Source organism: Acidobacteriota bacterium, assembly GCA_016208495.1.
Taxonomy (GTDB): Bacteria; Acidobacteriota; Blastocatellia; order Chloracidobacteriales; family Chloracidobacteriaceae; genus JACQXX01.
On sequence record JACQXX010000089.1, the window covers coordinates 14,588 to 39,638 of the forward strand.

General features: G+C 51.5%; 12 protein-coding genes. 7 read left to right on the top strand and 5 right to left on the bottom strand.

Translation table 11 applies throughout. The annotated features are described in order from the left end of the window. Positions 1-151 precede the first annotated feature (151 nt). Entirely contained in the window at positions 152-1,003 is an 852-nt protein-coding gene (locus HY774_18315) for a dienelactone hydrolase family protein (protein MBI4750440.1), read from the top strand. 160 nt (positions 1,004-1,163) lie between these two features. On the opposite strand, the gene tadA is transcribed toward HY774_18315, so the two are convergent. The 3 genes from tadA to HY774_18330 form a co-directional block, all read right to left on the bottom strand. Continuing rightward, positions 1,164-3,326, bottom strand: coding sequence for a Flp pilus assembly complex ATPase component TadA (gene tadA, locus HY774_18320; protein MBI4750441.1), 2,163 nt, complete (start codon positions 3,324-3,326; stop codon positions 1,164-1,166). A 259-nt stretch (positions 3,327-3,585) separates the two neighbouring features. After that, positions 3,586-4,167, bottom strand: a complete 582-nt coding sequence (pilO, locus tag HY774_18325) for a type 4a pilus biogenesis protein PilO (GenBank protein MBI4750442.1) — start codon at positions 4,165-4,167, stop codon at positions 3,586-3,588. Between the two features lie 151 nt (positions 4,168-4,318). Continuing rightward, entirely contained in the window at positions 4,319-5,926 is a 1,608-nt protein-coding gene (locus HY774_18330) for a hypothetical protein (GenBank protein MBI4750443.1), read from the bottom strand. 755 nt (positions 5,927-6,681) lie between these two features. Here HY774_18330 and HY774_18335 point away from each other — a divergent pair. Together HY774_18335 and HY774_18340 are read left to right on the top strand one after the other, a co-directional pair. Then, a complete protein-coding gene (locus HY774_18335) occupies positions 6,682-10,794 on the top strand; it encodes a response regulator (protein ID MBI4750444.1) in 4,113 nt (1,370 codons plus the stop codon). Between the two features lie 547 nt (positions 10,795-11,341). Further along, complete coding sequence (locus HY774_18340) at positions 11,342-12,502, top strand: hybrid sensor histidine kinase/response regulator (protein MBI4750445.1); 1,161 nt, start codon at positions 11,342-11,344, stop codon at positions 12,500-12,502. Positions 12,503-12,685: 183 nt separating this feature from the next. Here the strand turns inward: HY774_18340 and HY774_18345 are convergent, their stop codons facing one another. Then, positions 12,686-13,678, bottom strand: a complete 993-nt coding sequence (locus HY774_18345; GenBank protein MBI4750446.1) for an aldo/keto reductase — start codon at positions 13,676-13,678, stop codon at positions 12,686-12,688. Between the two features lie 255 nt (positions 13,679-13,933). Here HY774_18345 and HY774_18350 point away from each other — a divergent pair, with 255 nt between their 5' ends. The 3 genes from HY774_18350 to HY774_18360 all read left to right on the top strand — a co-directional run bounded on the left by HY774_18350 (position 13,934) and on the right by HY774_18360 (position 22,565). After that, positions 13,934-16,576: a VWA domain-containing protein gene (locus HY774_18350; GenBank protein MBI4750447.1), complete on the top strand. Its 2,643-nt coding sequence runs from the start codon at positions 13,934-13,936 to the stop codon at positions 16,574-16,576. Positions 16,577-16,830: 254 nt separating this feature from the next. Next, entirely contained in the window at positions 16,831-18,348 is a 1,518-nt protein-coding gene (locus tag HY774_18355) for an ABC transporter substrate-binding protein (GenBank protein ID MBI4750448.1), read from the top strand. Between the two features lie 539 nt (positions 18,349-18,887). Then, positions 18,888-22,565, top strand: coding sequence for a hypothetical protein (locus tag HY774_18360; protein MBI4750449.1), 3,678 nt, complete (start codon positions 18,888-18,890; stop codon positions 22,563-22,565). Between the two features lie 141 nt (positions 22,566-22,706). On the opposite strand, the gene HY774_18365 is transcribed toward HY774_18360, so the two are convergent. Continuing rightward, positions 22,707-23,276 (bottom strand): hypothetical protein, encoded by a 570-nt coding sequence (locus HY774_18365; GenBank protein ID MBI4750450.1) that lies wholly within the window; start codon positions 23,274-23,276, stop codon positions 22,707-22,709. 369 nt (positions 23,277-23,645) lie between these two features. Here HY774_18365 and HY774_18370 point away from each other — a divergent pair, with 369 nt between their 5' ends. Then, positions 23,646-25,019, top strand: a complete 1,374-nt coding sequence (locus HY774_18370; GenBank protein ID MBI4750451.1) for a cytochrome P450 — start codon at positions 23,646-23,648, stop codon at positions 25,017-25,019. Positions 25,020-25,051 lie beyond the last annotated feature (32 nt).

The following is a 25,051-nucleotide window of genomic DNA, read 5'->3' on the forward strand; positions in this document are numbered from 1 at the left end:
AGCTATTCAATTAAATGAACTTAGCGAACTACTGACTACTGACTACTGACTACTGACTGGTATAAGATACAAATCCAGGTCTCAAGAAACAACCTGACCTGGCATTTTCCAAACCATTTCATTTCTCTCCAAAGGAGTACTCCCAGGCCCTATGCACGAAGATCTCATCAGTTTGCTTCCCAAAACCGAGTTCACCCGGCGTGAATTTGTTGTGACCTCACTTGCCGCCGGCTTTGCCCTGGCCGTCCAACCGGTTTCAGCCCAGACCATTACCACTGACACCACGGGTCTCATTGCCGGTGAAGTCAAAATCCCGGTCAAAGACGGCGAAATGCCTGCCTATCGCGCCATGCCTGAAAAAGGTAAGGCATTTCCGGTCGTGCTGGTGGTTCAGGAAATTTTTGGCGTTCACGAACATATCCGCGACGTGTGCCGCCGGTTTGCCAAAGCTGGCTATCTGGCCGTGGCCCCCGAACTGTATGCCCGTCAGGGTGATGTCTCGAAATTGTCAAACTTTGACCAGATTATCGAAGTCGTCCGCAAAGTACCGGATTCACAAGTCATGGCGGATTTGGACGCCACCGTCGCCTGGGCCAAAGCCACCAAAAAAGGTGAGACTAAACGCCTTGGAATTACTGGATTTTGCTGGGGTGGCCGTGTGGTCTGGCTCTATAGCGCCCATAATCCACAGGTCAAAGCTGGTGTCGCCTGGTATGGCCGGCTGGTAGGGCAACCCTCAGACCTCAATCCCAAACATCCGGTTGATATTGCGGCGTCGCTGAAAGTGCCGGTATTGGGGCTCTATGCCGAGAAAGACAAAGGCATCTCACTTGAATCCGTCGAGCAAATGCGCAAACAGTTGAAGTCACCGTCTGAGATTGTGGTTTTTCCTGGGGTAGATCACGGCTTCCATGCCGATTACCGTCCGACTTACAACAAAGAAGCCGCCCAGGATGGCTGGAAGCGACTGCTGGCGTGGTTTAAGAAACACGGCGCGGCGTGAAGTGACAAGGTGACTTTTTGACAAAATGACAGGATGACTTTTTGACAAAATGACAATTTGTCACCTGGTCACCTTGTCATTTGTCACCTTGTCATTTTGTCACCTTGTCACCTTGTCACCCTGTCATTGGTCACCCTGTCATTGGTCACCCTGTCACTCGTCAGTTTTCTTCCACTTCGGAAAATTCGGCGTCAATAATGTTGCTATCAACAACTGGCGCCGTGGATTGGGTAGGCTCGGGTGAAGAGGACGATGGTGTTTCGGGTGATGGGTTGCGATTGTTGACTCCGGCGGCTTCGGCTTCCATATCACGAATGCGGGCTTCGACATCCTTGTAGCGATACCCTTCGACCCCTTCATACACCGGGTCAACGCCATTGGTGGCTTTCATAACCGACTCAATATCCACAATCTGGGCAAAGGCATGACACAGACCTGCCCGAAGCATTGACCAGTGGCCCAACGCCAGCGCATTTTCGCGGATTTCATTGATATCGGGATTGGTTGAAAGCTGGTGCCGCTGAAGTTCTGGATTCCAGATTTCGAAAATTCCGATTCGGCCCCGGTATCCACCAATGCAGTGCGGACAACCCTCTTTATTGGCTCGTTTCGGACGAAACGAATGCAACGGAACCTGCCAGTATTCCAAAATGGCTTTTAAGCGGGGGTACTTTTTCCAGAGCAGTTCCCAATCTTCCGGGATCGCGCATTCGCGGCACAGGCGTGGAAGCAGACGTTGATAAATGACCGCAATCAGGGTTTCGCTGATTTCATTGGGGCTGATTCCATATTTTGAAAGGCGCGGAATGACTTGAAATGGATTCCGAATGTGAATCGTGGCCTGGGTGTAAATCCCGGTATCAGCAGCCATAAAGGCAAACCGGGCGGTTTCCGGGTCGCGGATTTCCGTCATTTGAATGCCTTGAAAATTGCTCCGTAACAAAGCGGGCAGGTAGTCGGTGGCCTGTTTTTTGGCCGATACGCTGACCTGGTACATTGAGGGAACCCCGACTTCAACCGGATCTTCGATACTGGCAAACCGTTTGCCTTTGTAATTTTGCTGGAGCAAGGCGGTAATGGCTTTCAGCGTCCCGTTTTTCCCGCTGTTGGTGGGACCACCAACCAGCAGCAGACCATCAGTGGCCGCCGCGATTTTTTCGTGGATCATTTCGATTTGAAACGGCAAAAAGCCAAGCTCTTCAATTGGGCGAATTTCTTCATCATCTCGAAATAGTCGAAACGTCACTCCTGAAAGTTCAGCCCGGCGATTGAGGGTATCTTCCTTGGGCAAGATATTGACCCGACCATCAAACGCGAGTCGGCGGCCTTCCAGCACAAAATCAAATCGAATATGTCCATCGTGTGGAACATCCCGCTCCAGGCTGGAGATTCGGGCATCCTGGCGAATGAGATTCATAATGGAGTGATAGGTATCAACATCTATCGGATATGGTTTTTCCGGGTGCCAGTCGCCGTCAATACACACTTCGTGACAGAGCTGGCGGCGTGAGAGGTCATAAAACATCCGAATGTCCGAGGCTTTGCGCACATAGGCGCGTCCCACGACCGTATTGATCATATTACGAGTTTCCGTGGGTAAAAGCGGTTTACGCCGATCCTGTCCAAGCCCAGAGAATTGTTCGCGTTCGGCCCTGACCCGCTGCACCTGAGTCCGAATTTTTAAATCGGATTGTTCTTTCACCTGATGATCTGGAAAAACTTTATTGAGCTCGTTTTTCAAAACCATTGGGGTGACCCGACGGGGTTTAAACAAGGTCAGCGTTCCGGCTGAACTGCGTGGGATCCCCACCGCCACCGCCACCGCCTCGCGAAACAATTTTTGCTGAAAGCGTTCTCTGAGAAATTTTTCACCGTTCCCATCGGTACACAGGGCATAGATGATGGTGCCCGATGCCCGCTCTAATAACACCCCCATCCGTTCGGATTCAGCGCGCGGCAAAATGCTGGCCAGGGTGGTGTTGATTCGGATCTCTAAATTGGCCGGATACGTCCGCTCAATGGCTTTCACAATGACTTCTTCAGGATGGACCTGAGTTCTGACCGTTATCCGTGCAATTTCGATCAGCGTCAATTTGGCCACTCGACACAATTCGCGCTGGAAGTCAGGTTGGGTCAACCGTTCCTGAAGGTATCGCCGTCCTTCCTCATTGGAAACGGCAGCTTCCAATTCGCGCGCTGAAATTGAGAGCAAGAGGACCCGGTGGGTCAGGGCCTCGGCGATGGGAAGCGCCACCGCCAGTTGCGAATTCCCACGGAGCGTGGGGCGAATCAGGGCAAGAGCTTTGCTGGTCAGCGAGGACATACTCAATTTCCCTTAATTGGTCAAAGATTCTGAGATGATACCAGTTCGTAGTCAGTAGTCAGTAGTCAATAGTTCACTAAGTTTATTTGATTGAACTCTTTAGACTATTTCCTAATACAAGGATTCCATTGCAAATTGGTTTATACCATTTGGGGATGAACCCTTCAGTATTACGGGAAAGCTAAATGATTGAAAGACTTGTATTCCCCTCAGCCCTTAGCCCAATACCCTCAGCCCACAATGGTATTTTTACCTTTTGTTACTTTGGCACCACGGCATTGGCTTCAGCCACCGCCTCTTTGGTTGGTAAATCAATAGGCGTAGCCGCGGATAATTCCATCACAATCGTTGACTGGGCCGGAAGTGATTCAAGTTTTTGGGTGCGAATCAAAATGATCTGAGGGTAAAACGCCAGGGCGCGCAAGAACCCTAATTGCCCCTGGAAGCGGCCACCCAGATGGATCTTGAGCGGTGACTCATTGATTCCAAGGGTGTATGGAGGATGGGTGTTGTCAAAAACCCTGACCTGTAACCCATTTTTTCGGGCTTCCTCTTTCACGCTGGTCAACACCGAAGCGGTATTTGATGCTTTCAGAAGCCAACCTTCCACCTGTTGATATCGAGTCTGGGCAGCTTCTGATTCTCGCTGTAAGGCATCACGTTCCAGGCGAAACCGGTCCGTGGCATCATTTTTCCGCCGGAGTTCAGCCACCTCGCGCTGTTGCTTTTCAAGCTGCTCTTTTTTGGGAGCCAGCACAAAGTTATGTGACAGTCCAAACACGGCGGCAACCGCCACCAGCAGGACCACAATTTGGATTACGATTTTAACTCCATTTTTCATAAATCAAAGTTATTGAATGAGTTGAACTGAGTAAAGGACCAAAAGACGGCCTGTTCCACCATTTTGCAATGAGTACCTTGGATCAGGAAATAGTCCAGTCATTCAATCAAAGGAACTGAGTGAACGCCTGACTCCTGACTCCAAACTGGTCTTATTTCGTGGCCGGCGGCTTTGGCGATTCCGGAGCAGCCTGTTTGACAACTTCGGGCAGGGGTTGAAGGGTAAGCGGATCGGAAACAATCTCGCCTGTATAGGTTGCCGTCACGGTAAACAAGGCTTTTGCATTGTCGGTTTGAGTCCATTTTGCCTGGACGTTGCTATAACTCCCACTTCCATTGAGATTTTGTGACAACTGATCCATTTGATCATCGAAATACACCGCCGACGGTGATCGGGCGGGTTGCGCTTGAGGGTCGCCACCGGTGGCGTCATTTGGATTGCCCGTGCCGGATGAATCTGATGGATTTTGACCTTCCGCCACCGAAGCATAGGTCACATATCCTTCAATCAACACATCCCGTCCGGTGATCAATAATTTGGAAAGGACCATTCCGGGTGGGATTTGCTGCCAGAGATCATTGGTAATTTCGAAATTGGCCTGTTGGGCATTCCGCATTCGATTCACAACTTCAATTCGATTATTGAGGGCCTGGATCAAATCACGAAGTTGTTTGGCTTCGGCTTCAACCTGGCGATTATCGGATTCCCGTTTCAGTTCAACCGCCTTTTCATTCGCCAGTCGCTTTTCCCACGCGGCAGCCTGGAAATACAAATATCCACAGATGCCCAAACCAATCAGGGCTCCCAGAGTCAGCCCTGATAGATTCAGGGCGGCAAATTTCAGAAACTGCCCAGGTGTTTGGGGGACGGTCGCGGTCAATCCTTTACTTTTCGGAGGAAGGTATTCTGAGGGAACCACCCTTCTGAAATCAGCTCCGTGTTGAATGGAATAACTAATGGCGGCTCCGGCCAGCAATACTGGCAATCCCGTCCGGGTAAACAGGCTCTCCGCTCGACTGGCCTCGCGCTGAGCATCAACATCGGTCAATTCCATCGAAAACATTCGGTCGGTGGCAAACACTTGAGCCTGAGCACTTTGCTGGACTTGTGGATCAAGCCATTCCAACCGGTTGGCCTGTAGCCACTGGCTGGCTCCCGAAAATACGATCAGGTCGAGATGACTTCGCCATCGAGCATGGGTGTCAGTCAGCAATAAATGGACGCTATACATAAAACTATCGCGGTCATCTTCGGGCAATTCCGTCCCGTGAAAGATGAGTTCCCCACGATCATAGACAAAAATATCAATCTGGCGTTCAGCAATATGCACATGCGCCACCTGGGTCAATTGCTGAAGTTCAGCAAAGTAGACCGTCCGAAAAGCCGTGATCAAACAGGCGGTATCCGCCAGCGCCGAGTGGCCGACCATCTGAGTCAAGGTGTGCGAGGAAATTTTATTCAGCAGGAGTGTCTCCCCAAGGCGATACTCAGCCACGCATTCGGAAACGCCCGGAGTTGTCACTGGCCGGTAATGGACGGCTTCAACACCTTTCAGAAGTTCGGTTGAACACGAACACACGCTGATGGTTTCAACTCCCGCCACCTGGGGACCAATTGACTCAAGTGCCGATTGAGCATCGGGGTGGTGTTCGATATGAATGAATCGGGGAAATGGAAACTGGTCGGGACGGTTTTCGACTTCGACATAGGCCACATCCACCCCAGACGTTTCATATCCATACCTGACAATTCGCAGCATAATAAGTCTCTCTCAATGAATTTTTGTTGTCTGGAGCGTGAAACTTCAGGTTGGCAGACAGGATCTGACCTGGAACACATACCAGGGTTCAGAACTCACACATCAATCTGCTCTACACAATTCATTCCATGAACTCGATACAACAAATTTGAAAATCCGAATTTCTAAAAATTTATAGGCATATCTGGATACGCAAATTGTCCATCTGGCAGGAATTCCGGTATGTGTTGGCACACGTACACGACCTGGACAATTCTTCTTATTTCAGAAACTGGAAGCGGAAAAATACAGAAAACCAGCATGATTTTCCAACCCCAAAATCTATATTTGTGATTTTTCTGAAAATAAGTTGTATTCCGGGGGTCAACGTCAAGCCACTCAGGACCTGCACCACAGGTTCACACCAGGCTTTCTCATCGAAATACTATTCAGCAATCAGGATTTGACCTAAAGTAAGGAACCGGTGGATGTGGAGTTTGAAGCGATTCGACCACCGACATTTACCGGGCACTGATTTGAACGGGCAGCACTTCGCCCATCATCCCAATATTTCACGCGATCCTCTTTTTTCCACTTCCAGCGACATCGCTGATTTCCGAGTCAACCCGGCCAATCATATATTTTGGAATGATCCTATTGGATGAGCAAAAGGCGAAGCTGTTGATAAAACTGTATTCCCCTCAAGATTTTAGCCCGATACCCTCCGCCCGAAAGGGTATCAGTTCCAACCAGCATCGTGGGCATTGCGAGGACTTATGCGCTGCGGGTCAATCATCCTGTGTTGTGTGATCGGACTTTTTCTTTCGATGATGAGAGTCCTGCCAGCAGCAGCGGCCCCAGCCTCTCTTCCTGGTCAGAAGCCATCACCCCAGGCTCATCCTCCCAATGGTCGCCCAGGGCTCAAAATCTTCACCACGCAGGATGGCATTCCCCAAAGCGCACTGCTGTCGTTGGCCTTTGATCAAAAAGGATATTTGTGGGCAGGGACTCAGGATGGCGCGGCCAGATATAATGGTCAGACGTGGCAGGTCATCAATCTTCCGGAACGGTTTGTCTCCAATTATATCCGCACGGTGCTGGGAACAGGTGACGGCAGCGTCTGGTTTGGAACCCGCAACGGTGGGCTGGCCCGATTCAAGGATAACCAGTGGACCACCTTTAATACCTCGAATGGATTGCCCAGTAATGCCATCTTTGCTCTGGTTGAAACCAGCCCCCAGCCGGGTCAATCAACCCTGTGGGTTGGGACCGATGCGGGATTGGTTTGGTTTGATGGACAATCCTGGAAACGAATCACCACGGGTACCGGACTGCCAGGCAACAATATTACCTGCCTTCACCCCGCTGCATTTCCAGATGGTCAATCCGGACTCTGGGTTGGGACCGACCGGGGGTTGGTTAAAGTCACCAACCAGCAGGTCCAGCTTGTCTCCACCTCTTCAAATCTGCGGGCCCAACCCATTCTTTCCCTCTGGCAGTCGCCTTCCTTGAGCCAGGACAAACCATTGTGGGTTGCGACCGCCACGGGTCTCTTCCGGATCGCCAACGGAACAGAAACCGAAGTGATCTTTCCAACCGGGTTCTCTTCCCGAGGAATCCGCTGCCTCACCACCACATTGGACGCCGGTGGAACTGAATCGCTGTGGGTCGGAGTGGAACAGGGACTGTTACAACTCAAAGATGGGGACTGGACCAGGTATGACCAAACCTCTGGTTTGCCCACCAACACGGTTATTTCCCTGCTCAGGCCACATACGGCTCCGGCTTCGCCGACATTGTGGATAGGCACTGGCCGGGGACTGGTTCGGTTAACCGACAATAGCTGGCGGTCATTTGGCCAAAGCGACGGCCTTCCCGATGATGAAGTCTATAGCATCCATGAAACCAAAGACCAAACCCTGTGGATTGGCACGGAAAACGGTCTGGCCCGGTGGGAAGCCACTCAACGAACCATCATTCAGGGAACTCCGCCACTTCCCAAAAACCGGGTGCTGTGCCTGTATGAAACAACTGACCCGCAAGGTGATCCAACGCTGTGGGTTGGAACCTCGGGTGGACTGGTTCGATTTCATCGGGGAAACTGGTCAACCGTGTCGGAAATCCCCTCTGGAAGCGTGCGGCACCTCCTTGAAACCACCACCCCAGACGGGAAAAAAGTATTGTGGGCGGCAACCCAGTTTGGCCTCGCCCGCGCCGTGGATGGACAGTGGACGTTTATGACCCGGCAGCAGGGGTTGCCCAGCAATATGGTTTTGAGCGTACTTGAAACCCGCTCGCCCGATGGAACACCAACCATCTGGGCTGGAACCGATAGTGGATTGGGGCGCTGGCTCAATGGCGTGTGGAATGTGTTTACCATCCACTCCGGCCTGCCAAACAACATTGTGCGGGCGCTCCACGAATCAATCGCACCCGACGGAACACAGATGCTTTGGATTGGCTCTTCCGGTGGGGTGGCCCGATTGACCCTCAATGGCTCTCAATCGTCCTGGGAAACGCTTTCCGATCAGACCATACCCGCCCTTCCAAATAATGTCATTTACCAGATTCGAGAAGATGACCGGGGACGGCTGTATTTGACCACCAACAAAGGCGTGGTTCAGTTAACACCGCCGGCAGACCTCAAGCGGGTGCCTCGGATGGACGAATATGTGCTTCACACTTTTACCACCGAGGATGGGCTGGCACATGACGAAGCGAATTCCGGGGCGTCCTGGATTGACCAGCAAGGCCGGCTTTGGGTTGGAACCGTCGGTGGAATGGCGGTGTATGATACCCGCCAGGATCCGCCTCCCCGCTCCCCGTCACCACTTTTAATCGAGCAGGTCCAGCTCTGGGCCAACGCCGGTCAGGGATGGTGGTGGGGATCGCCTTCCCCAGTGCCTGCCACGGTGGAATCACACCCGGTTTTCCAGATTGATCGCCAGGCCCTTGCCTACCAGTACACTAATCTGGTGTTTCAGTATGCACTTTTGGAGTTTTTCCGGGATTCGGAAACCCGATATCGCACCCAACTGATCGGCTATGACACCAACCCTTCAGGGTGGAGCACCGATCCTAAACGGGAATATACCAACCTTCCCAACGGCCAATATGTGTTCCAGGTGTGGGCCAAAAATTATGCGGGCACCATCAATGGCCCGGTCTCAGTCACTTTTTCGATTCGTCCGGCCCCCTGGAAAACCTGGTGGGCCTATTTGTTCTTTGCCGTGACCCTGGGCGGGTTGGGATATGGGTTAGTTCAGTTTCGCTTGCGGTCGCTCAACCAACGGACTCAGTGGCTTGAAGACCGGGTGTTGCAACGCACCCAGGAACTGGCAGCCACCATCGAGCACCTGCGCCAGTCTGAATACCAAGCCCACCAGGCCCACCAGGAAGCAATTGATGAAAAAAGAAATGCCCAGGCAGCCGCCCAGGAGGCCATCGAAGCCAAAAACAAAGCCATTGAAGCCAATCGAGCGAAAACCACATTCCTGGCCAACATGAGCCACGAATTACGCACTCCGCTCAATGCCATTCTCGGATTTGCGCAGGTCATGGACCGTAAACTCAATCGCAGTGCGGAAGACCTTGAAAATCTGGCCGTCATCCGGCGCAGCAGTGAACATCTGCTCGGTCTCATCAATGATATTCTGGACGTCGCCCGGCTTGAGGCAGGACGCATGACCCTGAACGAGCACGTGTTTCACCTTTCGGCTTTGTTAAGAAGCCTGGAAGAAATGTTCCGCCTCCGCGCTCATCGCAAAGACCTTCAGTTTGAGTTCAGCACCTCGCCTGACCTTCCCGAATATACCTGGGCGGATGAAGGCAAATTGCGTCAAGTCCTGATTAAACTCCTGGAAAATGCCTTTAAATACACCGGGATCGGCTATGTTGCCTTCCGGGCCACCTGGTCGGAATCAGGTGCCACCTTCGAGATTGAAGACACCGGCCAGGGAATTCGCCCGGATGACCTTCAGGTGATTTTCGAAGCTTTTGCCCAAAGCCAGCACGATCAGAAATACAAAGAAGGCATCGGATTGGGACTCACGATTTGTGAAAAATTTGTTCGACTGATGGGTGGGACACTTGAGGTCAAAAGTCAGCCCGGAGAAGGTTCAACTTTCCGGGTTCATTTACCGCTCCAACCTGTCAACCGGGAAGACCGAGTCGCAGCCAATAAACACAAAGTCATCGGTCTTGCCGCTGGTCAGCCACAATTTCGGGTGCTCGTGGCCGATGGGAAATGGGAAAATATTGCTTTACTTGACAAAATGCTGACTCCACTTGGGTTCAAGGTCATTCTGGCCAGCGATGGCAAAGAAGCGATTGATCACTGGGTCAACCACCGGCCACATGTGGTTTTGATTGATGGACGGCTTCCAATTTGGGATGGCTACACAACGACCAAGAAAATCAGACAACTTGAAATGGATGAACGACTTAGCTCTAATCTATCCATTCGAACGGTTATCCTGGCAGTTACATCGAGCAGCTTTGAATTCAGCCAGGAAACACTGCTTGAAGCCGGCTTTGATGACCACCTGAATCGGCCCATTCGTGAAGAAATGCTGCTCCGACATCTGGCCGAACACCTCGGAATCCAGTATCAATATGAGGCCACTGACAGTTCCGAAACTGCCCACGCCGAAAATACACCATCAACTCAACTCACCCCAGAAGTGTTATCGGCCTTGCCCCAGGAATTGATTTCAAATCTGCAAAAAGCACTCAACGAAGGGAATATTTCGGTAACTGAAGATTTGGCCAGCCAGATCGAGAACACCAATCCAGCCCTGGCCCTTGAAATCCGCCAATATCTCAAAGGCTACCAATTTGATGAATTGCTGGAGCTGATTGACCAGGGAACCCGGCAGCGGCAGGAATGAAGAAACCATTTAGTGGTTAGTGGTTAGAAATCAACATTTTCCAAGAACCAAGAACCAAAGAGTAGTTAGCGGTTAGTGATGCCAGTGAAGCGTTGAAGCCGTTTTGGTTCTCAGCCCAGGAACTGGGCGCCGGCTCGTAGCCCAGGGCGAGTCTTCGAGCCCTGGGAATTCGGGTCATTCCCCACCCTTTCCTCGCCCGGCCAGCCGCCGCCGTAGGCGGCGGCTGGCCGGGCGAGGGTGTGGAGGCAACATTTTCCCAGAGTTGTACCCTGGGCTACGAGCCTTCCACCCGCTTCGTGGGTTCAAAACCGCTCTTTTTTCAACTCTTAACTGGCATTAGTGATTAGAAATCAACACTTTCCAAGAACCAAGAACCAAACCACTGAGTGGTCAATTCTTGCAAAGACAGCCGGATTGTGAAAAAAGAGATGAGCACCGAAAGCAGACTGAAAGTTTTTTTGAGGTTTGAACCGTCCTCTATGGATTTTTCATTCTTGATTCTTCATTCTTGGTTTCCTCATTTCTTCACACACAGGACCTTTCTCGCATGAATGAACCGACCAAACACCTTGGCGACATTCTGATTGTTGACGATAACCCTATCAATTTGAACCTGTTATCAGGCATGTTAGCCGAACACAAATACCGGGTTCGGGTAGCCACCAGCGGAAAACGCGCCCTGGCCGCCGTGCGAAGCTGTCTTCCGGATTTGATCCTGCTCGATATCACCATGCCGGAAATGGATGGGTATGAAGTCTGCCGTCAGTTGAAAGCTGACCCACAAACGCGAGATGTCCCGGTGATTTTTATTAGCGCCCTGGACGAAACAATGGACAAAGTGAAAGCTTTCCAGATTGGTGGCCTGGATTATGTGTCAAAGCCGTTTCAATTTGAGGAAGTCCTGGTCCGCATCGAGAATCAACTCAAGATTTCTCGCCTGCAACGCGAAATGGTCCAGAAGAACGCTGAACTCGAAAACGCCAACCTGAAGCTCAAGGAACTGGATCGGATTAAAGCCAACTTTACGGCGATGCTGGTTCACGATTTGAAATCTCCCTTGAGTGTGGTCAAAGGCACGTTCGAGATGTTTGCGTTGGAAGAAACCCTGACGGAACAGGGGCAGATTCTCTTAACTTCCGCTGACCGCAGTGTGGATAAAATCCTGGATCTGATCAACGAAGTCCTCGAAGTCTTCCGGTCCGAAGCTCAAGACCTGACCTTGAGCTGTAAAGTCATAGACCCAACCCAGATTTTACAGGCCGCAGTTGAAGAAATCCGCCTCGCTGCCACCAGCCAGAATGTTTCACTCACGGTCAACTTTGGTCCGAATCTTCCCAAAATCCCGGTTGATGTTGGAAAAATTGAGCGGGTGTTTTCAAACCTGCTATCCAATGCCGTGAAATTCACACCTCCGGGCGGCTCGATTTCAGTTGATACCGAAGTCAGCCGCGGCACCGGGGTCGAATCCGGTTCAACCTTCCTGGTGGTCAACATCACTGACACGGGCGAAGGGATTCCAGCCGATGTCTTGCCTTATATTTTTGACCCATACCAGCAGGCAACCACCAAACGCTCAAAACTTGGCGTCGGGCTCGGTCTGGCCATTGTCAAACGAATTGTGGCGGCCCACGGCGGCAACGTCTCCGTCCGCAGTAAAGTCGGTGTTGGGTCGTGCTTTACCGTTACCCTGCCGACGGCTGGAAGCTGAAAAACCCAGGGCTCAGGGCTTGGGGCTGAGAAAACCAGGGCTTGGGGCTTGGGGCTGAGGGCTTGGGGCTGAAGACTCGAAGACTCGGGGCGGAAGAAAATGGGTTCCAAACCCGGAGCCCGTCTTCTTCAGCCCCAAGCCCTCAGCCCAAGGTGTTCACCCCCGTGTCTTTCATTCCATCCTCTATTTACTGACCCACGCCATCATTGCTGCGGTGTAGCGTGGACCCGCAATTCCTGGCGGGAACAATCGGTCAAGTTCCTCAAGCTCATCACCCGAAAGCTCGACATCCAGGGCACCCAGGTTGTCTTCAAGATACTTCACCCGCTTGGTACCAGGAATTGGCACAATATCTTCGCCCTGGGCCAGCACCCAGGCCAGAGCTAACTGAGCCGGAGTACAGCCTTTGCGGGCAGCCAGTGCCTTGACATGAGCGGCCAGTTCAAGGTTTTTCTGAAACGCTTCGTCTTGAAAGCGCGGGTTGGTTCGGCGAAAGTCGTTTTCACCAATCTCAGCCGTGCTTTGGATGACACCGGTGAGAAATCCGCGTCCAAGCGGACTAAATGGCACAAACCCAATTCCCAGTTCCCGGCAGGCAGTGAAGACGCCATTGGTTTCCGGGTCACGCGTCCAGAGCGAAAACTCACTCTGCAAGGCCGCGATGGGATGAACTGCTGCCGCCCGGCGCAACGTTTCAGGACCAGCTTCAGAAAGTCCCAATGCCCGAACCTTTCCAGCCGTGACCAGTTCGGCCATCACCCCGACCGTTTCTTCAATCGGGAAAGCCGGGTCCACCCGATGTTGATAGAACAAATCTATAGTTTCAATTCCAAGTCGGCGCAGGCTGTCGTCACAGACTTTGCGAATGTTATCTGGCGAACTATTCAGACCAGTTGGCGCACCGGTTTGCGGGTCAATCCGGAAGCCAAATTTGGTGGCGATGACGAGCTTTTCACGCGGTACTTCGCGGAGAAACCGGCCTAATAATTCTTCGTTCTTGTATGGTCCGTACACTTCCGCAGTATCAAGGAAATTCCCACCAAGCTCCACATACCGATGGAGAACCCGCATGGATTCGGCATCGTCAGGCACACCGTAGGCGTGTGACATTCCCATACAGCCCAGGCCCAGCGCCGAGACGACCAGGCCATTTCTTCCGAGTTTGCGCTGCTGCATCAATTGTCTCCTTTGCTCACTATTTCTGAAAACTGAGGAAGTCTGGTCAACAGGAAGTTGTTGCCAGACCAGAGGCTTTGGTTCAGGCCCGAAACTATGGCGCGGCTATCCCGGCAATGCAATTCATCTTTCCTTTCGCTGTTGTCCCAGGCGGACAGATGGAACTCTAAATGGATTCCCAGGAACTAATTTTCCTAACCGGTGTCCAACTCGACCAATGCTTCCGAACAAATCAAACATTGGAGGTAGACGTCTATGCGTCGAACAGGACAAGTGTGTCTTCTGGTTGGGTTTATGACCTTGTTGATCGCAGGGATACTCTGGCAATGTCAGTCAACGGTTTATGCCGATGGAGCCATCAATCCAGGCAGTGGCATGCTGATGGTACTCGATTCCAATGGACAGATTGCCTCAGATTGCCCGCTCCGTAAAACCGAAGTTTCCGCCACTATCAGTGGCCCGATTACCCGAGTGAACGTTACCCAAATTTTTTATAACCCGAACAATCATCCAATTGAAGCCATTTACCTTTTTCCACTCTCAAATCATGCGGCAGTTGATGGGATGACTATTCATATTGGTACGCGTCGGATTGTCGGCAAAATCAACCGCCGCGAAGAAGCCGAGCGCATCTACCAGGCGGCACGCCAGTCGGGACGAACGGCTGCCCTGCTCACTCAAGAACGACCCAATGTATTTACCCAATCGGTCGCCAATATTGGTCCGAAGGAAGTTATTCGGGTTGAAATTACGTATGCTGAAACGCTGAGTTATGAAAATGGTCAGTACCAGTTTGTTTTTCCAACTGTGGTTGGCCCACGATACCAGCCGGTATCAAGTTCACAACCAGCCCTGAGTCAACCGCCAGTAACAACCCGGCCCGGCCATACGCTTTCGATCTCTGTCACGATTGATGCCGGTAAACCAGTCCAGCACGTTGTTTCAACCAGCCATGCGATCAGGACAACCACAACTTCTGATCACTCAAAGTCCACAGTTCAACTCCAACAAATAAATGAGATTCCAAATCGGGATTTTATTCTCACTTATCAAGTTGCGGAAACTGAGATTTCAGACGTTTTACTGACGCATTGTGAAAATAACGATGGGTATTTTACGTTCCTGCTCCATCCACCACATCAAGCCAGAGAAGCCGATATTTCCCCAAAGGAAATTGTCTTTGTGGTTGATACTTCGGGATCCATGTCTGGCCCACCCCTTGAAAAAGCCAAAGAATGTATTTTCCACTCCCTGGCTCATCTCAACCCACGTGACACGTTTAATCTGATCACCTTCGCCGGCTATACCTCAGTCTTGTTTCCAGAACCAGTGCCCGCCACAGCCGAGAATATCGAGCAGGCCAAAGCCGTGCTGGACCGACAGGTTGGCGGTGGCGGGACGGAAATGATGCCGGCCATCCGAGCCGCGTTGGCACCCTCTGACGAGCAGGATCACCTGCGAATTGTATGCTTTATGACCGATGGCTATGTGGGCAACGAATTTGAAATCCTGGGTGAAATTCAACTGCACCCAAATGCCCGTGTTTTTTCTTTTGGAGTTGGCGAAGGAGTCAATCGGTTTTTGCTCGACACGATGGCACTCGAAGGCGGAGGCGAAGCTGAATATGTCCAGCTTGCTGCAGATGCGGGAAAAGTTGCATCCAGGTTTTATGAGCGGGTGCGAAACCCACTCCTGACAGATATGTGGATTGATTGGGGCGGGCTTGGAGTTCAACAGGTTTTCCCGATGCGAATTCCAGATTTGTTTTCAGCCAAACCCGTGATTATCGCCGGGCGATATGCCCAACCAGGCGCTGAAGTGATTCACCTGCATGGAAAACTGGGCGGTCGTCCATTTGTCCGGGCCATCAAGGTTGAATTCCCAGAACGCAATTCAGACCATGAGGTGTTAAGGACACTTTGGGCCCGCAAAGCGCTCGATCATCTCCAGTCAGAGGCGTTTGGACAACCCCAATGGTATGACTCATCAGAACCAAAAAACAAAGAAGCCATTGTTCAACTGGGGCTTACCTACCGCCTCATGACCCAATACACCGCCTTTGTCGCAGTTGAAGAAACTCCCCGGTTTGAAAATCAAATGCCGTTGACTCAAATGGTGCCTGTGGCTGGCCCAGAAGGAACCGCATTTGCAAATACCTCGACAGGATCCTCTTCTGGAGAAGCCGCTCCTGAAGATTTTTCAATGTTGGGAATGGTCAAGAAAGTCAGTCTGGAGTTCATCAGTTTGATCCTGGGTCTGTTTCTGGCCGCAAGTTTCTGCCTGGCGATTGGCGTCGAACGCTGGCTCACCTGCTACACTGCCCGGAATCAAAACCAGCGTTTGAAAAAACGTCTGAATCAACGACCCAAAAACCGCGACCCACGTCACCTCCTTGAAACGATTGCTGCCTTTCCGAAAAGCACAACTGGCCAGGTTCTGACCGCCGGGCTGATGGAAATGCGGCAACCAGAATTTGTAAATCTTTCCAGGTATGCTCAGGTTGAGGTTGTTCAAAATCGAATTCGCCAGGCGCAAATCCAGCGGACACAACGCTTACGACAAGGACTCAGGGAATTATCAACCACTGGGTGGCTGGTCATTCTGGCGGGATGTGCTGGCGGGATATATTTTGGTTATCGAACAGTACTCTATATCTTCTTTACCAAATACACCTGCGCCTTCAGTCTCGGCGAGCTTTCAGAACAACTGCTTCCAATCCCGTTTGGTTTCCTGGTTGGTATTGCCGCGCTTTGGATGTACACATGGTTGAATGCCAATGTCGAGCGGCACGTTCTTGAAACCGAAACTTCGGTGGCTGAAGTGATGAAAGATATTCAAGCGGCAGGTGCCGCCAACCAGACGACCGATGCTGTGGCGGAAGTCCTTGCCGCAGATTAAATACAAGTTGGAAGCACCTGACCTTCTGGCTTATGCTGGCGCGCTTTCTTTCTGGCGCGCCAGTATTTTTTGGAGGTTCAACACTTCTTATGCTTGTCCGAATTATAGAATTTCAGATAAAGAAACCACGGAATACACGGAACACACAGAAAATAAATCCAGATTCTTCAATAGTTTATAAAACTTCAAAAAATAAAAACTCAGGAAATATTTATCTAAAAAGCTATATCATTGTCTGGTTGCTCAGCCTGGGTTTGGTTTGCTCTGGGGCCTGTCGGCGGCACAGGGCTGGAACCAGTTCCACCAATCGGGCCGAGCGCCACGAACTGGTCACAGCCATCATCTCCGCGCCACTGACGTTTGATCCGCGTGGACTGACCTCGGCAGATACCGCCCACGTGCAGCAACTGTTGTTTCGAACGCTCCTCAAGAAAAGTCACACCTATGGCCTCGAAGCCGATTTGGCCGAAACGTGGGAAATGGATCCGACGGCAGTGCGGCTGGTCGCCAAACTCCGAGCGGGGATCACGTTCCACGACGGACGCCCTTGCCGTGCCCAGGATGTGGCCTATACCTACACCAGCATGCTCGCCGAACATACCGGCAAGGCATCGGCTTTTTCAAAACTGGCTGAGGTCACAGCCCTGGATGAACTGACCGTCGAATTTCGCAATCGTGAACCGAATCCTGGATTACCGGTGGATCTGGTGGCCGTCGGCATTATTCCCGAAGGAAGCAGCCCCACGATTGCCGATCATCCAATCGGAACCGGCCCCTATCAGGTTGACGCCTACCAGCCCTCGCAATGGATCCGACTGAAGTCGTTTGCCGGCAACAGCCAGTCTCCACCAAAACCTCAAATCACACTGACCATTCGCATCTTGCCGGATGCCGCCACCCGCGAACTCGAACTGGCCAGCGGCAGCCTCGACTTTCTGCTTGATGCCGACTTGCAGCCGAGCCAGCTTGAACAATGGAAATCCAATCCAGACTGGAAAGTGACAGTATTCCCTGGCGGTGGTCTGGTTTATCTCTCGCTCAATACTGAAAATCCGCTCCTGAAATCCGTGAAAGCTCGTCAGGCCCTGGCGCTGGCCATCAATCGCCCTGAAATCATCAACCGTGTTCTGGGCGGAAATGCCGAACCGGCCCTGTCGCCGCTCCCGCCCAAACACTGGGCGCTCTCACCTAACCTGATGCGCTTTGACGTTGATCGCCAGCAGGCAACCCGGCTGTGGCGGGAAGCCAATGGCACGAATCCCGCCAAACTCACGTTGCTGGTCACCGCCGATGCCAATCAACGCCGAATTGGGGAAATCTTGCAGGAAAACTGGCGGCACATTGGAGTTCAGATCGAACTACACTCGGTTGAAACCGCGCTCTATTTTGAACGGCTGCGGTATGGCGATTATGCGATTGCTCTGGCGAAATTGACCGGGGGCAACCAGTTTGTCACGATTTTCAAAGGGGCGTTTCATTCGCGAGCGATTCATGTCCGTGGAAACGCTGACACCGGCGAACTTAACTATGCCCGGTATCGCAACCCCGACGTTGACGCCCTGATTGATCAGGCACAACAGTCGCCGTTTTCAATGGATCAGGCCACCGAAGCGTCAAAATATCTGGCGGTTCAGGAAAAAATTGTCCAGGAAGCCCCCTGGATTTTCCTCTGGCACCCAAGCCATGTCCTGGTGGCCCGAACTACGCTTGATGGGTTTGAGTTCCCACCCGGCGGCGGCGGTGAAGTCTACGCCAGGGCACACTACCGATAACCACCCATATGCGCCCGGATAAGAAAATTTGAGCGCATGTGGGACAAGGAGATGAGGAGACAACGAGACATCAAACCAGTTCTTGTGGGCCTGAACAACCTCCGATTGGGAGCGAGAATTGAGACCATCCGTTTTTGCTCCTTGTCCCCGTGTCCCCTTGTCCAGATCGAGCCCATGTCTCTTATCCTGACGCTTATGCGGTAACCACCCAGATCCCACTTCTTTTTCACATCCTACACTGAAGGTTTTCTTTTTCGCGCAAAACACATATAGTTGCTCATCCCCGCTTATCTTAGCCAGAATTCACAGGAAATAACTTCCAGATCCAGGGAAACCGAAAACTCAAACCGCGCACGGCAGGTTCGTCATTCGGTCAGTTGGCCGGCACTCTCACCTGGGACAGGCTCTTTGCAACTCATTGAACGATCTATCTTTTCAGAGCATCACCGGCGATGCAGGCTCATTCACCTGGCGGATTCCTGAACCATATCCAAATACAGACTGTTTGCCGAAAGACACCAGCAGAGGAGTTCGTTGCTATGGAGGACCTTCTTCAGCAGGCAACCCTTGATTTCGAGTCCTTTTTGTCAGGTCACAAAGCCCCGGCACTGGTTGGGCATTCGTTGATGACCATCATGAAAAATGATGTGCGTACGATTGCGCATATCACCATGACCTGGGCTGTCAAACAAACTTCGGGGGCCCTTCCCCAAAATCTGATGCAGGCCCGAAACAAGGTTTTTGACATCTTTTTCTATCGCATCGTTAAATTTGAAGGAATTTATAAATTTTTTCCATTATTCGAAGAGGCGTTGCTTCAATTTTGTCCGCCGAATTTTCGCGGTCAACTCACAGCCCTGTTTGCGCAATATAGCTGGCAGGATATCCGCCCGATTGGTGATATCAAGGAGCAACCGGTCTTTGCGCTTGAAAAACGGACGGCTGCCGCAGTTCAAGAAGAGCAGTTCAACGAAGACCTCTATAAAAATGTCACGCATAACATTCTGGCCCTCGAAAGCCGGTTTACCTTTGCCGACGAACAGCAAGGCGCTGAAATGGCCCAGCACACGGCCCGCATCAGCACCTTGTTCAAAGATTTCGTCGGGTTGGTCAAAGACAAGGACGCACGTCGCGAAATTATTATTGCCAATGAAGGCGATAAAGACGCGATGTATGAAAACAAGAAGAAATTCAATCTTGATGACTACATCGCGCAGTGTCTGGATCTGACCGTTGCGTTTTTCAACGACGATTACCTACTGCAAAGCGTCCAGATGATGGATTTGCTGGTGGACCTGGCTCAATCCAAGGGTGTTGATTTGGAAAAACACGCCCGGTTTCAAGCCAAATTCAATATGTTCAGCACCCGAAAAATCGAGGAGTACACGGCCAGCAAAACCAATCGGTTCCTGGTGCGCTCCTTGCTCGGGCTCTTTACCGAGTGGTATCCAGGCCCGTTGCTCGACAAACTACTGGTTGAAGAAAATCGCCGGACCCGACGCGTGATTCTCAATGTGCTGGAATGTTACGGCTATGGGATTTATGAAACCCTGGTCCACGACCTCACCAATTGCACCGATCAAACGCCCTGGTATTACATCCGCAACCTGATTTTCCTGTTTGGCAAAATTGTCACCAACGACCCGATGCGGAAAAATCAGGTGGTTGAACTCGTTGACCGGCATTTAAACCCAAAAAGCGCCCGCCAGGTCAACCTGCAATGTATTTCAACCCTGAGTTTTTTGGCGACCGATCAGGCGGCTGACCGATTGATTGAAAAACTGGCGGTATTTCGCAAGCTCCAGGACCCGGTTTCGGTTGACCTGACCAATAAAATTGCACTGACGCTGGCCGCTTTCGAATCTGACAAAGCCCTGGAATCCGCCATTGAGTTTGCCCAGAAAAACTGGTCCAACGAATTTGCGGAGCGCTTTTCACAGGTGATGCTTCCGAACAGGGTAGTGGCCAACCTGACCACCAAAATCCGGGCGGAAGTCAAAAAAATGAGATTTTCATTTTCGCTGCTCGGCAATGTTGATTCCGCGCTCAATCTGCTCAAAGCCCTGGCCTATACCCGCTCGGACGATGTCACCAACCTGTGCAAGGAAATCACGACTTCCCTGCCCGCCAGCAATACACTTCACACCAAGGCCGCCAGTATTTTGTCACAGGCCGCGGTTGCGCCCCCGCCAGTGTATTGCCCAGATAAATCGTTGAATCGGCTGGCGATAGCCAAAAATATTCCAGAAATGGTGCTCTATATTCATGAAGCTGGAATGACTGGGAAATTCAAGGTGCGCACCGTTGACCAGGTTGACTGCTCAATTGATTTTGGTGAAGGCGAAGCGCTCTATGCCGGGATCAGCGCCCAGTACGTTGATCAGGAAAATGCCTTTTTCTGGACATTCCTGCTTGAATCCCGCGACGTGTTGCAAGTCACATTTGGGCCCAAAACCGGGAGAACCGGGACCCTGAGCGGGTTACAACTTGAAAAGGAAACCCAGCGGCTCATTCACGAAGGACTGGTCCAGAAAGGCGAAGTTCAGCAAATCGTTGGGAGTGAAATCCTGCCTGACTCTCGCTTTAGTCAGCGGCCAGTCGGTGCCTATTTCCTGCAATTCAAAGATGCCGATGATCCCGCCAAGTGCCGATTGGTCTGGCAGGCACTCAAAAACAACCCGGATATCGTCGCCCTGCAGCAGGCGACCCGGCTCGGCAAGTACGATCTCTACAAAGTTCTGTTTTATATGCTGAAACAGAACATGATCGAAATTGACGCCCACAAAAAGTCCCACGAAATCAGCAGCGCCATCAACGATTCGCTGTCAATGCTCATTACCTATCTGCAGCGAATCGAACGCAAACCGGTCTTGTTCAATGCGTACAAGGCGGCCTCCGAAGTCTGTGAAGACATTGTCAACAACACCCCGGACGAAGTGGTCAAGTTTGCCATGGACGTCATGCGCAAGTACTTCTGGAATGCGTATGCCACCCGGCAAATCTTTGTGGCGGCCAACCTGGCGGTCTGCCAGCAGGTCATCAATCTGGTGGGGACCTATGCCAAGACCAAATCGGCTGACAGCAAGGAAGCGTTGCTCAGTTATATCGAGTTTTCCTTTCAGGAACAGGATACAAACCTGGCCCCGCCGCCCCCGCCCGAGCCAGAACCAAATATCCTGCAAAAAATTGAAAACATTGAATTTGCCAACGATGCCTTTGATGAATTCGAAATCGGCTTTGACGAAGATTCAATTAACGACATGTTTGGCGTGCTGGAAAATCAGCTCCACGCGACCGGGGCGGATCTCCCCAGCTTTGGTCAGGATGCCGGGTTGACCGAACACGAAGAGCAGATGTTGATGGAACTCTATGACAACATTGCCGTCGCGTATGTCAAACCGCTCAAAGACTTTATTCGTGAAATCAAGCTGAACCTCAAAATCAATCGCCAGACATCGCTCGAATGGATTGAAATGGTTGAACCATCGGTCAATCTGCTTTTTGGTTCAGCCGAAAAAATGGGATATACCAAAATCTGCGATTCGCTGGGTGAAATGCAGCGCGTGTTTCAGGATCAGAAAACCGTACCGGATCTGACCTATTTGCTTGATGATGCGGTGCAGGGACTGTTGTTTTACTATGACCGGCTTTCGACGCTGCTCCCCAAAACCTTTGCGCTTGATCTCTCAGACACCGACCTGAACAGCAAGAAAGAAGTCCTGATCGTTAAGTTCATCCTCAAGCAGATTCCGGAAATCAATGAAAAGATGATGAATCGGATCATCCTGGCCGGGCTTTCGACCTTTGACAAATTTATGCACAGCAGCCCGGATGAAATCTCAGCCGTGACGGGTCTGTCTAAACGCCATGGTGAAGATGTGTTTATGAAGTTCTATCAGTACCGGCACATCTATTACCGCCACGACGATGACGAGTATAAAGACAAATTCCTGCAGATGTTTGACGTAAAGTTCAACATCCTGCGCGAAATCCACATGGAAATTGAGAGCATTCTGGCCAGCAACCAGGCCGACAAGGAAGAAAACAAGGCGCGGGTCAATTCACTCAAAATGGACCGCCAGCGAACGCTGTGGGCGATTTTCATTTTGTTGTGTATCAAGGAAGAATACGACCTGATCGAAGCCGTCCAGCAGGCGGTCTATGATGTCCGATTGCAAAAACTGGAAGAATATCTGAACCACCTGACAACCCTGTAACCAGATGAAGAATGAAGAAAGTGGTTAGTGGTTAGTGATGAGTGATTGGCCCTTGGCTCTTCTTCGAAAGCATTGATTTCTAACCACTAACCACTAACCACTAACCACTAACCATTAACCACTAACCACTAAATGGTTTCTTCATTCTGCCTTTTCTGGGAATACCCGATTGAGTACCCAACTGAGCAGCCACATACTGATGACGACCACGCCCATTGAAGCCAGCCAGTAATGCCAGTAGACCGGAAATGATTGAGCCACCGAAGCATGCGGGAAATGGGCCGTATTGACATTGAGGGTTGGATCTGTCAGCCAGCGCCCCGCTTGCTGGATGACCACAAACCAGCCGATGCCCTGTAGCCACATCCAGCGATGCGCCCGAACGTGGCCCAGGGCATACAGGCCGACAACGACCCCGCCGACATGCTCCAGGATGGTCGTCACCGGGCCCATTCCATATCGAGTTGCATCATAAATCCACAGCGGAAGCCCCGGAATGAGCCAGATTGTCGCCACTCGAACCAGAACCGGAACCTTCAGCATCATGCCAATGCCCAGGGCGGCTGACGAGGCATTGCACATCCACAAACCATTGCCCGGCGTTCCAGATTTCCAATGAAACCAGAAATGCACCAGGAAAAACATGGTCGGAAGCACGCCCAACCACTGGATCCGCCAATCAATCTCAGGGTTCACCAGATGCCTTTTCATTCCGAATTTCCCCTCAATTCCCGGTAATCAGCGGTCTTTCCCGCACGAATAAACGCCAACAATTTAATTCTTCCGAAAAATTTTATTGAATGAACTAAATATTTCTTTTACAGCCACTTAAAAAAGTTTTAACATCCGGACTTTGGACATCAACGCTGGACAGGATTTTTCCGAATCCGTCTCTCAATAGACAACTCCAGTCAAAGATGTCATAATTCCAGTTTGTTTGCCAGATTCTGATTCGCGTCTCTACCTCTTTTTCATTCGCGCTTCAATTTTCTTTCCATCATCTTAATCAGTCGAGTTTCCTGGTGTCATCTGACCTGAGGTGTATCACCACTTGGGATTTTTGCTGTTAGCCGGATGTCTATGGCCTTACTGAGTCTCCCACCGGGCCCAGGCCCAATTTCATCTGACGACCACGTGGCGTTGTTTCGCCAGGGGCCGCTCAGCTTCTTGCACGATCTGGCTCAGCAGTACGGCGACATCGTCTACTTCAAGCGCGGCGCCGAGAATGTTTTTCTCATCAACAATCCCCACTACATCAACAATGTGCTGGTGACGCATCACCGTAACTTCGTCAAAGGGCGCAGTGTTCAGCGGGCGAAACACGTGGTAGGAGAAGGGTTATTAACCAGTGAAGGGGATACCCATCGCCGGCAACGAAGACTGGCGCAACCCGCCTTTCACCGCGAACGCGTGGCTGGATATGCCGCCGTGATGGTTGAAAAAGCGATCCGCATGCGCCAACGCTGGCAGCCCAATCAGGTGGTTGATCTGTCGGTTGATATGACCGCCATCACCCTCGAAATTGTCACCCAAACTCTGTTTGGAACCAATATCGAAGCTGAAACTGCCCAGATCAGTCAGGCGTGCGCTGATGCGATGGCGATAATTAAAGCGATGAATGTGGTGGATTTACGCCGCATGATTGGACCCGCTGTCGAAGATCAAAACGAATACCACGCCCAGGAAATCCAGTTTGAAGAAATCAAAACCCAACTTGATTCGGTGATTTCAGCCATTATCCATCAGCGCCGGCAAAGCACGATTGACCATGGTGATTTGTTGTCCATGATGCTGCTGGCTCACGACGTCGAAGGCGATGAAACCGGGATGACCGACGAACAACTTCAAGATGAAATCGTCACGCTGTTCCTGGCCGGGCACGAAACAACCGCCAATGCCCTCACCTGGACCTGGTACCTGCTGGCGCAACATCCCGAAATCGAAGCCCAGGTCCATGCCGAACTGGATCGCGTGCTGGGCAACCGCGTCCCCGCTGCTCGTGATTACCCACACCTGTCGTTGCTCAATATGGTCTTTGCAGAATCAATGCGACTCTATCCACCGGCCTGGATGATTGATCGCCGTAACCTCGAAGAGTATCAGATGGGTGACTACACCCTGCCGCCCCAATCGGTCGTGGTCATGAGTCAGTGGGTCACCCATCACGACCCGCGATTTTTCCCGGATCCTGAACGCTTTGACCCGCTCCGCTGGACTCCGGAAGCCAAAGAACAACGACCAAAATTTTCTTATTTCCCATTTGGAGGCGGGCCCCGGCAATGTATCGGCGAAGGATTTGCCTGGATGGAAGGCGTCCTCCTGCTGGCCACTTTTGCCCAACACTGGAAATTCAAACTGGTTCCTGGTCATCCGATTGAGCCGATTCCCATGATGACGCTTCGCCCCAGATTCGGAATGCCAATGCAACTGGAAAGACGAAAGACGTCGGGCTGAAAAAACCAGGGCTTGGGGCTTGGGGCTGAGGG